At 68.7% G+C, this 13,590-nt stretch carries 15 protein-coding genes; 7 read left to right on the forward strand and 8 right to left on the reverse strand.

Translation table 11 applies throughout. The features are described 5' to 3' along the window. The first annotated feature begins 12 nt into the window (after positions 1-12). From PSC72_RS10975 to PSC72_RS10985, 3 genes are all read left to right on the forward strand, one after another. Positions 13-1,026 carry a GDSL-type esterase/lipase family protein gene (locus PSC72_RS10975; RefSeq protein ID WP_274325913.1) on the forward strand — a complete coding sequence of 338 codons (1,014 nt, stop codon included), beginning with the start codon at positions 13-15 and terminating at the stop codon, positions 1,024-1,026. Between the two features lie 205 nt (positions 1,027-1,231). Then, entirely contained in the window at positions 1,232-1,990 is a 759-nt protein-coding gene (gene rnhB, locus PSC72_RS10980; RefSeq protein WP_274325914.1) for a ribonuclease HII, read from the forward strand. Positions 1,991-2,398: 408 nt separating this feature from the next. Next, positions 2,399-2,722, forward strand: coding sequence for a DUF5783 family protein (locus PSC72_RS10985; protein ID WP_274325915.1), 324 nt, complete (start codon positions 2,399-2,401; stop codon positions 2,720-2,722). A 24-nt stretch (positions 2,723-2,746) separates the two neighbouring features. Here PSC72_RS10985 and cutA read toward each other — a convergent pair whose 3' ends face one another. From cutA to secF, 3 genes are all read right to left on the reverse strand, one after another. Beyond that, positions 2,747-3,055, reverse strand: a complete 309-nt coding sequence (gene cutA, locus PSC72_RS10990; protein WP_274325916.1) for a divalent-cation tolerance protein CutA — start codon at positions 3,053-3,055, stop codon at positions 2,747-2,749. A gap of 180 nt (positions 3,056-3,235) precedes the next feature. Further along, the gene (locus PSC72_RS10995; RefSeq protein WP_274325917.1) at positions 3,236-4,831 is read right to left on the reverse strand and encodes a preprotein translocase subunit SecD; all 1,596 of its coding nucleotides are present in this window, start codon (positions 4,829-4,831) and stop codon (positions 3,236-3,238) included. Beyond that, positions 4,828-5,685, reverse strand: coding sequence for a protein translocase subunit SecF (gene secF, locus PSC72_RS11000; RefSeq protein ID WP_274325918.1), 858 nt, complete (start codon positions 5,683-5,685; stop codon positions 4,828-4,830). Before secF ends, PSC72_RS10995 begins: the two co-directional genes overlap by 4 nt. A gap of 192 nt (positions 5,686-5,877) precedes the next feature. On the opposite strand from secF, the gene pan2 reads away from it, so the two are divergent. Next, positions 5,878-7,098, forward strand: coding sequence for a proteasome-activating nucleotidase Pan2 (gene pan2 / locus PSC72_RS11005; RefSeq protein ID WP_274325919.1), 1,221 nt, complete (start codon positions 5,878-5,880; stop codon positions 7,096-7,098). A 280-nt stretch (positions 7,099-7,378) separates the two neighbouring features. Then, positions 7,379-8,281 (forward strand): NAD+ synthase, encoded by a 903-nt coding sequence (locus tag PSC72_RS11010; RefSeq protein ID WP_274325920.1) that lies wholly within the window; start codon positions 7,379-7,381, stop codon positions 8,279-8,281. A 1-nt stretch (position 8,282) separates the two neighbouring features. Here PSC72_RS11010 and PSC72_RS11015 read toward each other — a convergent pair whose 3' ends face one another. After that, positions 8,283-8,858, reverse strand: coding sequence for a hypothetical protein (locus PSC72_RS11015; RefSeq protein ID WP_274325921.1), 576 nt, complete (start codon positions 8,856-8,858; stop codon positions 8,283-8,285). A gap of 111 nt (positions 8,859-8,969) precedes the next feature. Here PSC72_RS11015 and PSC72_RS11020 point away from each other — a divergent pair, with 111 nt between their 5' ends. Further along, the gene (locus PSC72_RS11020) at positions 8,970-9,455 is read left to right on the forward strand and encodes a pyruvoyl-dependent arginine decarboxylase (protein WP_274325922.1); all 486 of its coding nucleotides are present in this window, start codon (positions 8,970-8,972) and stop codon (positions 9,453-9,455) included. A gap of 96 nt (positions 9,456-9,551) precedes the next feature. Further along, entirely contained in the window at positions 9,552-9,905 is a 354-nt protein-coding gene (locus tag PSC72_RS11025; protein WP_274325923.1) for a DUF5811 family protein, read from the forward strand. Positions 9,906-9,951: 46 nt separating this feature from the next. Here the strand turns inward: PSC72_RS11025 and PSC72_RS11030 are convergent, their stop codons facing one another. The 4 genes from PSC72_RS11030 to PSC72_RS11045 all read right to left on the reverse strand — a co-directional run bounded on the left by PSC72_RS11030 (position 9,952) and on the right by PSC72_RS11045 (position 13,447). Next, complete coding sequence (locus PSC72_RS11030; RefSeq protein ID WP_274325924.1) at positions 9,952-10,173, reverse strand: hypothetical protein; 222 nt, start codon at positions 10,171-10,173, stop codon at positions 9,952-9,954. A gap of 88 nt (positions 10,174-10,261) precedes the next feature. Further along, complete coding sequence (gene infB, locus PSC72_RS11035) at positions 10,262-12,076, reverse strand: translation initiation factor IF-2 (protein ID WP_274325925.1); 1,815 nt, start codon at positions 12,074-12,076, stop codon at positions 10,262-10,264. Positions 12,077-12,222: 146 nt separating this feature from the next. Beyond that, positions 12,223-12,798 (reverse strand): plastocyanin/azurin family copper-binding protein, encoded by a 576-nt coding sequence (locus PSC72_RS11040; RefSeq protein WP_274325926.1) that lies wholly within the window; start codon positions 12,796-12,798, stop codon positions 12,223-12,225. 103 nt (positions 12,799-12,901) lie between these two features. Further along, positions 12,902-13,447 (reverse strand): plastocyanin/azurin family copper-binding protein, encoded by a 546-nt coding sequence (locus tag PSC72_RS11045; protein ID WP_274325927.1) that lies wholly within the window; start codon positions 13,445-13,447, stop codon positions 12,902-12,904. Positions 13,448-13,590 lie beyond the last annotated feature (143 nt).

A 13,590-nucleotide genomic window follows, 5' to 3' on the forward strand; every position in this document is an offset into this window, starting at 1 on the left:
GTGTGAACGCGAATGAAGCTCTCGGAGTACACCTCGGTCTCGCTCCACAACGTCGCGGAGACGGTGCCCGCCGAGTGGGCGGCTGACGGCGACCGACTGCATCGGCTCCCCGCCGACGTGGCCTCGCAGTTGAACGAGATGGCCGACGACCGCGTTCGCCACGCCACGGGAAGCGAACTCCGGTTCGTCCCCGAGACCGACGACGCCGAGATCGAAGTCACGCTCTCGGCCGAGGGACCGGGCCAGGTCCGCGTGTTCTGGGGCGGGTTCCAGCCGTGGAAACCGACGGACATCGGGCCGGAGCCGACGACGCTCACGCTCTCGGTGCCCGAGCGTCTCCGGAAGCTCGAAACGGGGGTCGACAACCGATTCGACCCGCGCGTCTGCCGCTTCCTGTTCGAGCGCACGCCGGCGGTCGCCGTCCACGACGTGACCGGCGACTGCCGCCCGCCCGATCCCGCGGAACTGCCCGACACACGATATCTCGCGTACGGCACGTCGATCACCGAGGGCGCCGCCTCGTCGGCGACCCACCTGAACTACGTCTCGCGGACGGCCCGCGCGCTGGAGTGGGACGCGCTGAACTTCGGCTGTTCCGGGTCGGCCTACGCAGACCTGCCGATGGCGGAGTACATCGCCGAGCGCGACGACTGGGACGTGGCCACGCTCGCGCTGTCGATCAACATGGCCAACCAGGACTTCTCCGTCGCGACGTTCGAGGAGCGAGCGGAGGCGTTCGTCCGGACCGTCGCCGACGCCCACCCGGACAAACCGATCGCCTGCATCACGCTGTTCCCGTTCTACCCGGACGTGATCGAGGGCGGCGACGCCGAACGCGCCGAGGCGTTCCGCGCGGCGGTCCGGGAGATCGTCGCCGAGACCGACCACCCGGATCTCTTCGTGATCGAGGGCACGGACCTGACCGACGTTTCGGGCTACTCCGCGGACGTCCTCCACCCGGGCGACGCCGGCATGGAAGACATCGGGCGCAACCTCGCCCGACGCCTCGACGAGCGGATCGAGTGACGGCACCGGCCGACTGCGACGGCAATCGGACCGCGCGCGACGGGCGGCCGCCCGCGTTTCCGTCGCTGTGTCGCAGCCGTCACTGCCGCACGGCCGATCCGACGCCCGAAAACGGCCACCAGCGGCCCGGAGACGACAGACGCGCGTCAGACGAACGGCGTCTCGACCGCGACAGCTTAAATACCAGCAGGCACAAGGCGCCGCCATGCACGAGTTCGGCGTCGACGAGGCCGGCAAGGGGCCGGTGTTGGGTTCGATGTTCGCGGCGGCGGTCGCCGTCGACCCCGCCGACCTCCCCGACGACGTCGGCGACTCGAAGGGGATCGCCCCCCAGCGCCGCGAGGAACTCGCCGCGACCATCCGCGAGGTCGGCGTCGTCGGCGTCGCCGAGATCCCCGTCGAGCGCATCGACGACGAAGCGACGGACATGAACTCGCTGACCGTCGCCGCCCACGCCGAGGCCATCGAGGCGCTCGTCGACGCGGCCGGCGAGTCTCCGGATCCCGACGACCCCCACTCGGGTTACGTCGACGCCGGCGACACCAACGCCGTCCGCTTCGAGCGCCGGGTCGAGGACGGCGCCGACCCGGCGGTCGACCTGCGGGCCGAACACGGCGCCGACGAGACGTATCCGGTCGTCGGCGCCGCGAGCATCGTCGCCAAGGTGGCCCGCGACGCCCACGTCGACGCCATCGCCGACGAGTTCGGCGCCGTCGGCAGCGGCTACCCCGGCGACGGGACGACCCGCGAGTTCCTCGAATCCTACGTCGCCGAGCACGACGACCTCCCGCCGTGTGCCCGCGAGTCCTGGAAGACCAGCCAGGACGTACTCGCGGCCGCCTCCCAGGCCTCCCTCGGCGAGTTCCAGCCCGACGGCGGCCGAGTCGGCGACGACGCCAGCGGCGAGACGGAAGTCCGCTCCGACGGCGGCAGCCACGAACGGACGACCCTCGACGACTTCTAAGCCCATCTTTTTCGCCGGGGGTTTCCTCGCTCGCTCCGCTCGCTCACGGGTCGCTCCGCTTCCCGTTCGCATCGAGGCTCTCACTCCGTTCGAGCCTCGCACTCCCTGCGGGAACCCCCCGACCAAAAACATGGGTGAAAAAGCCGGACGCGGCGGTCGCTTCGCTCCCTTGCGTCCGGTACCGACCGGAATGAGTACCGCGAACGGCCGCAGGCTCGCCAGGGTCACGCTCTGACGAACCTCGCCTCGCATCGTCCTCGTGAGCGAGGTGGTTCGAGACGGCGAAGACGTCTCGTCATGCCAAAAATATCCGATTTTTGAGCAACTCGGAAGAGCGCGCTCTTCGGGCGCTCGGCGGATGCTCGCTACAGCGAAGTCGTTTACCGGCGCGCAATCTTTCTTCGGCCTATGACGGCTTTCGACCCGGAGAAGTTCGAGGACAAGTACGTCCACTACATGGACGAACTCCAGACGGCGTACAAGAACGCCTACCAGCACTTCCACGGCCGGTACGATTCGACGCTGCTCAAGGCGATCGACCGCCAGGTGCTCGACGGGAGCGAACCGTTCTACGAGGGGGACGGCGAGTTCCGGGTCGAACTCCCCGAGAACCCGCGTGAGCGTGCAGGGGACGTCCCGGTCGACGACGAGACGTTCGACGCGGTTCTCCAGGAGTTCGCCGACCGGATCGAACTCGAACTGCGGCGCGTCTTCGAGTTCGACTCCGAGTAAACAGGTCGAGATCGGGGTCGTTCGTCACCTGGTCTGGTCGTCGATCCACGCCAAAAACTCGTCTCTCGCATCGATCTCGGTGTACGTGACGCCGGGCAACTCGTCGGGGTGGCCCTCGTCGACGAGGTCGTACAACAGTTCCAGCTGCTCCGAGGTCGTGAAGGCCGTGATCGTCCAGTACCGTCGCTCGTTCACCTCGCCGTCCCACCAGTAATGGCTCGTGCCCGCGGACATCCGCGTCCCCGCGGCGATCCGCTCTTCGACGAGCGCCCGAGATAGTTGGTGTGCGGCTGTCTCGTCCGGGACGCCGATCCGAACGGCGAGATAAGACATGGGCTCTCAGTCGTCTCCGCGGGGAAAATACCTGGCGGCACGTGTCTCGTCGGCCCGACCGCATCGGCCGTGGTGGCGAGTGCGGTTCCTCGACCGGCTCGAACAGCGACTTCCTCCGCGTTCGAGAACCTATCGGAGAAGCGAGAGCGGGAATCGACGGTGAAAACGGGAGCCGGGTCGTCAGTCGCGCTGCTGTTCGCTGAGCATCAGGTTCCGCAGCACGTCACCGTAGGCCGGGCGGGTGACGAGCACCCCGATGAGGACGCCGACGATGGTGACGATGGCGAAGCCCTGCAGGTCCCCCAGCGAGAGGAACGCGAGCGGGCTCATCGCGATGATCGTCGTCACCGCGGCGGCGCCGATGACCCAGAACGCCTTGCGGAAGCGGTTCTGGAACACCCTGCCGGTCGCGATGTCACCCTCGTTGAGGATCTCGTCGGCGATGATCAGCAGGTCGTCCACCCCGGTCCCGATGACGGCGATGAACCCGGCGATGTACGAGAGGTTCAGCGGCAGGCCGATGGCCGCGGCGAACCCGAGCAGCAGGTACACCTCCGCGGCGGCGGTCAGGAGCATCGGCGCGGCGACCCGCGGGTTCTTGTAGCGCAGGAACACCATCCCGCTGACCGCGAGCCACGCGATGAGACCGGTCAGCAGCGCCCGCGACTTGAAGCGGTCGCCGAGGCTCTGCTGGAGGAAGAGGACGGTCCCCTCGTCGACGGCGAGCGCCGTCGGGAGCGCGCCGGCGCGCAGGTTGACCTGCAGGCGCTGGGCCTCGTCGGTCGAGGAGGTCATCATCCGGAAGCTCGGCGCCTTCTGGAACTCGCCCGACTCGATGGACTCCGCGAGACTCGGATCGAGCGACGCCCCGTAGACGACGTCTCCGTCGACGACCGTGTACAGACAGTACCCCGGATCTTCGGGGTTCTGCTTGTACCTGCAGCGCTGACTCTGGGTCGCCTCGCTGGAGGTGAAACCCAGATTGACGAGTTGCTCGGAGTAGTTCTCGGCCACCTGGTCGGTCAGGGTGATGGGAACGAACGGCTGACCGTTCTCGGAGACCTCGGCGACGCCGATCTGCGAGCTCTCGAGCTGGCGATTCGTCAGGACCGTCTGGTTGCGGTAGACGGTGCCGTTGTCGGTCTGGACGGGACGACTGGCAACGATGCTGACCTCGCCCTCGCTGCCGATGAGGTTCAGCACCTGCGTCGTGTTGGCGTTGGGTACGTCGACGACGACGTAGTGTTCGCCGGTCGCGGACCGCTGTTGGGCTACCTGCCCGCCGCTGAGCCCGCCGCGGTTGATCTTCGCCTGGATCGTCTCGACTGTCTGCTGGCGCGTCTCCGCGGTGACGCCCCGTCGTATCGTCGCCTCGTCCGCGTTGAGCCCCGCGGCGTCCAGGGCGGCGCGGAACCGCTCGGTGCTGACGTTTCGCTGGAGCACCTCGACGGCGTCGCCGTTGCCCGTGTTCAGTTGGACGTTCACGTCGCCGGCGCTCGCGTTCATCTGTCTCGCGACCGTCTGGCGGACGCTCGCCCGGTTGTCCGGGTTGATATCGAGATTCTCGGCCGTCGTGCCGACCAGCGGAGCGCGGATGCGCGTCCCGCCGGCGAGTTGCAGACCGTACTGGAGGTTCGTCGGGTCGGTCGACGCGCCGATCGAGGAACTGTTGTTCGCCCCCGCGGCCGGGTCGGCGGCGGGCGCGAACAGCGCCGCCGTCGACGCGAGGACGAACACGACGAGCATGACGATCCGCCAGTTCTCGCGCAGGTTCATCGGTTCACCCCCTCGAACTTGTACCAGCGAAGCAGGCTGAGGTTCATCATGTAGGTGTTCATCAGGTCGACGACAAGCCCGAAGACGAGCACGATCGCCAGGTCAGGCAACAGCGGGATCTTGAACAGCGACGAGACGATGTACATCACCGTCATCGCCGAGATGGAGGTGACCGTCATCGTCACACCGGTCTCCATCGCGCGGTAGGTGCTCTCGTAGAAGCTCCCCCGCCGCCGGAGGATGTGGTTGTTCAGCAGGATGTCGGAGTCGACGGAGTACCCGATGAGCATCAGAAGCGCCGCGACCGACCCAAGCGAGAGTTTGATCCCGAAGAGGTTCATCAGCGCGAGCGGGATGACGATGTCGGAGAACGCCGAGAGGACGACCGCGATGGAGGGCACGAACGAGCGGAACAGCACGAAGATGAGGATGCTCATCCCCACGAACGCGACGGCGATGCCCATGAGCGCGAGGCGCTGGGCGTCGGCGCCGAAGCTCGCCGACCGCGTCTGTATCGAGACGATCTCGTAGCCGGCCGACTCCACCTGCGAACGGATGGACTCCGCGTCGGTCGACTGCGTGGTGACGATGTACTCGTTCGACCCCGCCACCGGCTGGACGCTGTCGGTCTCGAACGCCAGCGCCTGTCTGACCTCCGTCTGCGACGCGTCCGTCGCTATCTGAATCTCGGTCCCCCCGGTGAACTCGATACCCGGCGTGACCGGCGCCCCGGTCGTCAGATACCAGCCGACGAGGACCAACAACGCCAGTGCCAGCAGCGCGAGCGGAACGGCCGCGAGCTGGCGGTTTGAGTACCGGTCGTACTCCGGTTCCGGTACCACGAACTCGACCATGCCGGTGGGTGTGCGACGCCCGCCGATAAGCCTTCTCCATTCCGCTTCGGCGCCACGCCACCACCAGACGGAGCCGGACATCCCGGCGACGGCCGGCCTCGCGTCCGCTCGACCGCCGGACGTCTCCGGAGTCGGCCGGCCGTCGACACCCAAAGGCACTTTTTCTTTCGCTTGTTACCACCCACTAACCCGATGTCACGCAGCCCCTCTCTCCCCGAGCGACCCCGGCTGGAACTCGACCCCGACATGTCTCCGTCGGAGCGGCTGGGGGCCCTGAAGGAACACTTCGAACAGTTGGTGCGAGTGAACAGCGAGCTCGAGGACCAGTTGGCCAACGCTCGCGAGCGCCGCGAAGCCCTCACCGAGGAGGTCGACGAACTCGAACGCGAGAACGAGACGCTCAAGACCTCCTCGCTGTACGTCGCCACCGCCGAGGAGATCACCGACGACGGCGTCGTCGTCAAACAGCACGGCAACAACCAGGAGGTCCTCACCGAGTTGCCGACCCAGCTCCGCGAGGCGCTCGAGGCCGGCGACCGCGTCGCCATCAACGACTCGTTCTCTATCCAGTCCCAGCTCGAAACCGAGACCGACGCCCGCGCGCAGGCCATGGAGGTCGACGAGTCGCCCGAGGTGACCTACGACGACATCGGCGGCCTCGAAGCGCAGATCCAGGAGGTCCGCGAAGCCGTCGAGGAGCCGCTCGTCAACGCCGAGCAGTTCGACGAGGTCGGCATCGACCCGCCGAGCGGCGTCCTGCTCCACGGCCCGCCCGGCACGGGGAAGACCATGCTCGCCCGCGCCGTCGCCAACGAGACCGACGCGACGTTCATCAAGATGGCCGGGTCCGAACTCGTCCGCAAGTTCATCGGCGAGGGCTCCCGGCTCGTCCGCGACCTCTTCGAACTCGCCAGCGAGCGCGAACCGGCCATCATCTTCATCGACGAGATCGACGCCGTCGCGGCGAAGCGGACGGAGTCCAAGACCTCGGGCGACGCCGAGGTCCAGCGGACGATGATGCAGCTGCTCTCGGAGATGGACGGCTTCGAGGACCGCGGCGAGATCCGCATCATCGCCGCCACCAACCGCTTCGACATGCTCGACCGCGCCATCCTCCGGCCCGGCCGCTTCGACCGCCTCATCGAAGTCCCCGAGCCAGACGCCGAGGGCCGCCGTCGCATCCTCGAGATCCACACCCAAGACATGAGCCTCGCCGACGAGGTCGACTTCGAGCACCTCGCCGCCGAGACCGACGGCTTCTCCGGCGCCGAACTCGCCTCGCTGGCCACCGAGGCCGGCATGTTCGCCATCCGCGACGGCCGCACCGACGTCCGCACCGAGGACTTCGAGGAGGCCCTCGAGAAGATCGAAGAGGGCGACCAGACCGAAGGGCAGCCGGTCGCGTTCTACTGAGACCATCTTTTTCGACGGGGGCCGCCTGCGGCGACCCCCGGCCAAAAACATGGGTGAAAAAGGCCACGCCTCGCTGCGCTCGGCGCGGACGGACCGGCTCGCTCACTCCGTTCGCTCGCCGGACGTTCGTCATTCCGCTCCGGGAACTGCGACGCAACGCTGGCCACGGCTTTCCGCCCGGTACGATCACGTTTCGAGCCATTCACTAGTAGCTGTTTAAGGATTAGGACTAAATACAGCACGTCCGTCTACATTTATTGTAATACGGTGATCGAGCCAAATGTTATCTAACCACTCTGGCACCGAGGCGGAACGCGAGGGGGAACCCGGCTTTCTGACGGACAGCGACGAACTGGAGGCGATACGCGAGGAGGCAGTCGCGTTCATCAAGGACACGGTGACGGAGGCGAACGCTCGGGGGGTCGTCGTCGGGCTGAGCGGGGGGATCGACTCGACGCTGACGGCGAATCTGGCCGTGCAAGCGCTCGGGAGCGAGCGCGTCCTCGGACTCGGATTGCCGGCGCACACCGACGCGGACAACGTGCAGGAAGCACGGACCATGGCCGAGGGACTCGGGATCGAGTTCCGCGAGGTCGACCTGCGGCCGCTGCTGGACGTGTTCGAGGACCACGTCGCGGCGGCGGTCGCGCCGTCGGGGGGCCGCCGGGAGATTGGTAACGTCGCCGCGCGGCTGCGGATGTGTGCGCTGTACTACGCGGCGAACGCCCGCTCGTATCTGGTCTGCGGGACGGCCAACCGCTCGGAGCTGCTGCTGGGCTACTTCACGAAGTACGGCGACGGCGGCGCCGACCTGTTCCCGCTGGGCGACCTCTACAAGACGGAAGTCCAGGCGCTCGCCCAGCACGTCGGCGTGCCGCGGCGGATCATCGCCAAGGAACCGACCGCGGACCTGTGGGCCGGCCAGACCGACGCCGAGGACCTGGGTGCGCGCTACTCCGACATCGACCCGGTCCTGCGGCGCGTCGTCGACCGCAGCGAGCGCGTCGAAAACGCCGTCGAAGCGCTCGACGTCGACCCGGAGACGGCCGAGACGGTCGCCGAGCTGTACGTGGGTTCGCTCCACAAGCGCGCGGTGCCGCCGACGCCCGGGATCGACGACCGCGGCGGGGACGGCGGCGGCTCGCACCCGCTCCACCTCGCCGCGATGGCGAACGGGCTGTGAGTCACGACCCGCAGCCGACTTCGTTCCCGTCGACCCGCTCGGTCGAGAGCAACGGCGAGCGGGCGAGGAGTTCCCGCGAGCGCTCGGCACTCCCGGGGATCGCGGTTCGGTCCATGTGCGGCGGCGTCTCCGGCGTGTAGTTCCGCTGTTCGGTGCCGGTCCCCGCGGCGAACGCGAAGGTATCGTAGGCGACGGCCACGTCCCAGCCGATACAGGCCCACCGTTCGGCCTTGTCGGCAGCGTCGTACCCCTCGCGCATCTCCAGGGCGACGGTACGGAAACGGGCCCCCTCCGGATCCTCGTATTCGCCGACGAATCCGGCCCGGCCGCCGAGGTTCGTCGCGCTGATCCGCTCGGCCTCGACGAGTTCCCAGCCGTCGCCCGCCTCCGGGAGCGCCCGCCGAGCGGGCAACGGCGTCTCAGTACCCGAAGAGGATCCGGACGCCGGGGCCGCGGCTTCGTCCGCTGGCGTCGGTCTCGTCGGGGTGGCATCGGTATCGGCGGTGCGACACCCTGCGAGGGATAGCGGGACCGTCGCACCGAGCGCCCGGAGGAGTGAGCGTCGAGTCGGGGCCATCGCTAGCGACCGCGGCCCGGGCCGGTAAATGTCTTCTCGCCGACCGCTCTACCGCGACCGCGTTCGACCCGAAACGAAACCACTTAGCGCCGGAGTCGACGAGTCGTAGGTATGAGCACCATCCGGGTCGCGTGGGGGTCGGCCACCGGCCCGACCGCGATGTCGTCGTTCGACGCGGCGCTGGCCGAAGCGGGCGTCCACAACTACAACCTCGTGACGCTCTCCTCGGTCATCCCTGCCGACGCTCGCCTCGAATCCGTCGGCACGGCGCCCGACCTCGGCCCCGCCGGGGAAGCCCTCTACGCCGTCGTCGGCCGCGAGACGCTGATCCCCGGCGTCGACGGGGAAGCCTGCGCCGGCCTGGGGTGGGTCCGCAGCGAGTCCGGCCGCGGCCTGTTCTACGAGGCCAGCGGGACCGACCCCGACGCGGTTGGGCGCGCCGTCGAAGCGGGACTGCGGCGCGGGATGGAACTGCGCGAGTGGACCTTCCGCGAGGAACCGGAGGTCGTCGTCGAGTCGACTCCGGCGGTCGACGAGGAACACGCGACCGCGGTCGTCGTGGCCGCCTACGGCGACAGCGAGTCGCTGCTCGACTGAGCGACGGGCGGCAGTTGACGGTCCCCAGCGCGACCGCCGGGTTCTCGACACACAGGGGTTAAGACCCTGCGACGAGTACGAGGGGGGAAGAGCTCAATGTACGGAAACACGTCGTTCGGAGACGAGGGGTTGGATCCGGAGACGCTGACGGCCGACCAGCGCCGCCAGCTGGAACGAGACCTCTCGCTCGTCGCCCAACACACCCGAAAACTCCTCCCCGCGGAATTCGTCGTCGGCTCGGACCTGACCGAAGGCTCGGACGGCCCCGAGGCGACCGTCGCCGTCCGCCCGCCCGTCGGCCCCGTCGTCTCGGCCGGGTACACCCCCGAGGAAGCCGACGCGACGATCACCGAGGACGAACGCACCGACCTCGCCCAGGGCCTCGCGGCCAGCGCGGCGCTGCAGGTCAAGCAGGCCCTCTCCGGCAGCACCAGCCCGACCGCCCGATAACTACCCGACGACCCCGTTCTTTCCGACGGTCCGTTCTTCCGCTCGATCAGCGTTCGCCGGCGTTGCCGCCGGCTGGCGGATTGTAGAAGAGCGCATAGCCGATAGTTCCGCTGGCCGGGACGCTCCCGACGGCCAGTGCGGTCCCCCAGGACCACGAGAGCGCCGCTCCGGCGGCCGCCGCGGCGACGAGGATCGCCGGGATCAGCGCCAGAACCGCGTCGTGGACCGACAGCATCCCGCGTGCGTCGGACTCGTCTCGTCGGAACACGTGTCAATCGTCGAGCGCGACGTAATTAAATATTATTACTGCGTGTGACGGCCGTCGAGCCGCGGCGGCGGGGAGAGCCCCGGGGGAGTTACTTGCCCCAGAACGGGTCGCGGTTGCGGCGCTTCTCCAGGTACATGTTCAGCGTCTCGACCTCGTCGGCGGGGATGTCCTCGGAGAGCTCCTGTTCGAGGATCTTCGCGTGTTTCTCGGGGATCTCGGTCCAGAGGTCGTCGCCCTCCTCGATCTGGCGGCCGACCGTCGGGCCGTCGATGGAGACGGCGACGCGCTCGCCGGTGCGGGCCTCGTCGACGTCCTCGCCCTCGTCCTGGATGGACTTGAGCATCCCCACGCGTTCGGGCTCGTCGCCCTCGAACTTGACGACGTGGGAGTTGCGCCGCAGCGACCCGCCCCGGATCTCGACGCCGACGACCGCGGGGTCGGACTGGCGGAACGTGTGGTCGTCGAGGACGTGGAAGCGCGCGGGCCGGGTGATGTTGTCGAGCACCTGGTCCTGCTGGGCGCGCTCGCGCTCCTCGACGAACTCCTCGTAGGCCTCGACGAGCCGGTAGATGACGTCGTGTTCGAAGATCCGGACGCCCTCCTGTTCGGCGAGGTCGGCCGCGTCGTCGAGCACCTCGACGCCGAACCCGAGGATGGTCCGGTGCTTCTCCTCGTTGGCGGTCTCGGCGACGCGCACGTCGCGCGGCGCGATGTCGCCGACCTCCGCGCGGACGATCGGGATCTCTTCTTCTTCGAGCGTGGACGCCAGCGCCTCCAGGCTGCCGAGGGTGTCGGCCTTGACGACGACGCCTTCCTCCTGGGTCTCGACGGCGATGTCGGCGAGTTCGGCCTGCACCTCCTCGACGACCTCGTCCACGTCGCGGTCGCCGACCACGCGGATCGGCGCGCCGGCCATCGCGTCGTCGAGGTCGGGGGCGGCGATCTTGATGCCGTCGGCGGCCGCGACCGAGTCGACCTGCTCGAACTGGCCCTCGGTGCGGATCTCTTCGAGCGGGCGGGGGCGGAGCAGCGCGCGGACCTCGGTGACGATCGGGCCCTCGACGCCGCCGACGACGATCCGGTCGTCCGATCGGATGGTGCCGTCGTAGATGATGGCGTCGACCGTCTTCCCGAAGCCCTGCGTGTCGGTGACTTCGAGGACCGTGCCGGCGGCGGGCCCGCCCACGTCGACGGCCATCTCCTCTTTCATGTAGCGCTGTGAGAGGCCCATCATGACGGTGAGCAGGTCGGGGATGCCCTCGCCGGTCTCGGCGGAGACGGGGACGACCCCGATGTTGTTCTGGAAGTCCTGGACGCGCCAGTACATGTCCGCGGAGAAGCCGTTGTCCGAGAGGTCGCCGATGAGTTCGTAGAGGTTCTCGTTGAGGTCCCGTTCGACGCGGTCGGTCTGGGCGTCGATGGTCTGCTGGGCGGGCGTGTGCGGGTTGGGGTTCCAGCCGGGCGTGGTGTCGATCTTGTTCGCGGCGACGATGAAGGGCGTCTGCGTGCGAGAGAGGATATCTACCGCTTCGAGCGTCTGGGGCTGGAAGCCGTCGTTGACGTCGACCACGAGGATCGCGATGTCGGCGAGCGCGCCCCCTCGGGAGCGCAGCGTCGAGAAGGAGTGGTGGCCGGGCGTGTCGATGAACAGGAGCCCGGGCAGGTCGAAGTCGGTCGGGTCGACGAGTTCGCCCGCGATCTCGGAGATGACGTCTAACGGGACGGCCGTCGCGCCGATGTGCTGGGTGATCGCGCCGGACTCGCCCTCGGTGACCGCAGAGCCGCGGATCTCGTCGAGCAGGCTCGTCTTGCCGTGGTCGACGTGGCCGAGTACGGCGACTATCGGCGTCCGGAGGGTCGCCCCGGACGTGTCGTCGGTGTCTGTCGGTTCTGAGTCTGCCATCCTATCACCTGAGAAAGGTCGGTTGTCTGTGATCAGCCCTGCGGGCGGGATAAGTGCATTCATCTCGCCGCGCGTGCGCCCGACGAGCGCGGCCGCGCAGGGACCGCGATCCGGCCGCGTCGGGACCGCTCGCGGCGACCGATCGGCTACTCGGCGACCGTGAACGATCCGGTCATCCCCGCGCTCCGGTGGGGGTTGCAGTAGTACTCGTACTCGCCGGCGACCTCGAAGGTGTGCGAGAGCGTGTGGCCCTCGTCGTAGAGTCGGTCGTCGCCGCCGGCCGTCCCCGAGAAGTCCGACCCGCTCGGCGTCGACTCGGGGCGGACGTTGTGGCCGCTGCTGTGCCACACCCAGACCACGGTCTCGCCCACCACTATCTCGAAGGACTCGGGGTCGAACGCGAGGGTGCCGTCGGCGACCGCGACGACCTGCGCGGCCTGCCGGGGAGTCGCCGTGGCCGAGGCGGTCGGCGTGGCCGTCGCGGTGGGCGTCGTCCCGGTGGCCGTCGGCTCGTCGGTGGGCGTCGGTTCGGGCGCGGAGGTCTCGGCGGGCCGGTCGGTGCCCTCCGCTCCGTCGGTCGGTGTAGCCGTCGGTGACGGCGTCGACTCGCCGTCCGCACCGTCGGGAGGGTCCGCTGTCTCGGTCCCGTCGCCCTCCCCGCAGCCCGCGAGCGTCGCCGCGAACGCCGCGGCGCCCGTCCGGAGTAGCTGTCGGCGGTTCATGTGAGGGATTCGGACGGGCCGCGGATAAACCCCCAGCGGTCGACCATCGCGGGGGAAACTCCGCGACGGGCCCCGTCTCGGCGATGGACCGGCCGCCGACCGGCTACTCGACGACCGTGAACGACCCGGTCATGCCGACGTTGCGGTGCGGATAGCAGTAGTACTCGTACTCGCCGGCGACATCGAAGGTGTGCGAGAACGTGTGGCCCTCGTCGTAGAAGTCCTTGTCACCGCCGGCCGTCCCGGTGAAGTCCGACCCGCGCGGTCGCGCCGTCGCGCGGACGTTGTGGCCGCTACTGTGCCACACCCAGGCGACGGTCTCGCCCGCCTCGATCTCGAACACCTGGGGGTCGAAGGTCCGTTTCCCGTCGGCGACGGCGACGACCTGGGCGGCCTGCGGAGGGACCGTCGCGGTCGGCGTCGGCGTCTCGGTCGGCGTCTCGGTCGGCGTCGGCGTCGGTTCGGGCGTCGGCGACGCCGTCGGCTCCGGTGTCGCGGTGTCCCGGGGAGTCGTCGTCGGCGATCGGTCGTCGTCCGACGGCGTCTCCGCACCTGTGCCCAACCCGCAGCCGGCGACGGCGGTCGCGAGCGTCGCGGCACCCACCTGCAGGAAGCGTCGGCGTTCCATGACCGACTCGTTGGGGACCATCACCATAGTCCCAATGGTCCCGCGGAAGAACGGCTCGCCCGGTAGAGATGCCGGATGTCGCCGCCGACGTTGCCGCCGTCTCCGTGGAGCGATCGGTCCGCCGTCGAGCGCTAGAGGCGAAGTGGCCCGGAGACCGATGGCAG

The organism is Halosimplex aquaticum (genome assembly GCF_028747785.1).
In the GTDB taxonomy this organism is placed as follows: domain Archaea; phylum Halobacteriota; class Halobacteria; order Halobacteriales; family Haloarculaceae; genus Halosimplex; species Halosimplex aquaticum.

What these genes read in the sequence shown, in the direction of transcription:
- PSC72_RS11010 (WP_274325920.1), top strand. Translation starts at nt 7,379, where the DNA reads ATGTTATCTAACCACTCTGGCACCGAGGCGGAACGCGAGGGGGAACCC.
- PSC72_RS11020 (WP_274325922.1), top strand. Translation starts at nt 8,970, where the DNA reads ATGAGCACCATCCGGGTCGCGTGGGGGTCGGCCACCGGCCCGACCGCG.
- PSC72_RS10975 (WP_274325913.1), top strand. Translation starts at nt 13, where the DNA reads ATGAAGCTCTCGGAGTACACCTCGGTCTCGCTCCACAACGTCGCGGAG.
- secF (WP_274325918.1), bottom strand. Translation starts at nt 5,685, where the DNA reads ATGGTCGAGTTCGTGGTACCGGAACCGGAGTACGACCGGTACTCAAAC.
- PSC72_RS11040 (WP_274325926.1), bottom strand. Translation starts at nt 12,798, where the DNA reads ATGAACCGCCGACAGCTACTCCGGACGGGCGCCGCGGCGTTCGCGGCG.
- infB (WP_274325925.1), bottom strand. Translation starts at nt 12,076, where the DNA reads ATGGCAGACTCAGAACCGACAGACACCGACGACACGTCCGGGGCGACC.
- cutA (WP_274325916.1), bottom strand. Translation starts at nt 3,055, where the DNA reads ATGTCTTATCTCGCCGTTCGGATCGGCGTCCCGGACGAGACAGCCGCA.
- PSC72_RS10985 (WP_274325915.1), top strand. Translation starts at nt 2,399, where the DNA reads ATGACGGCTTTCGACCCGGAGAAGTTCGAGGACAAGTACGTCCACTAC.
- PSC72_RS10995 (WP_274325917.1), bottom strand. Translation starts at nt 4,831, where the DNA reads ATGAACCTGCGCGAGAACTGGCGGATCGTCATGCTCGTCGTGTTCGTC.
- PSC72_RS11025 (WP_274325923.1), top strand. Translation starts at nt 9,552, where the DNA reads ATGTACGGAAACACGTCGTTCGGAGACGAGGGGTTGGATCCGGAGACG.
- PSC72_RS11015 (WP_274325921.1), bottom strand. Translation starts at nt 8,858, where the DNA reads ATGGCCCCGACTCGACGCTCACTCCTCCGGGCGCTCGGTGCGACGGTC.
- pan2 (WP_274325919.1), top strand. Translation starts at nt 5,878, where the DNA reads ATGTCACGCAGCCCCTCTCTCCCCGAGCGACCCCGGCTGGAACTCGAC.
- rnhB (WP_274325914.1), top strand. Translation starts at nt 1,232, where the DNA reads ATGCACGAGTTCGGCGTCGACGAGGCCGGCAAGGGGCCGGTGTTGGGT.
- PSC72_RS11045 (WP_274325927.1), bottom strand. Translation starts at nt 13,447, where the DNA reads ATGGTCCCCAACGAGTCGGTCATGGAACGCCGACGCTTCCTGCAGGTG.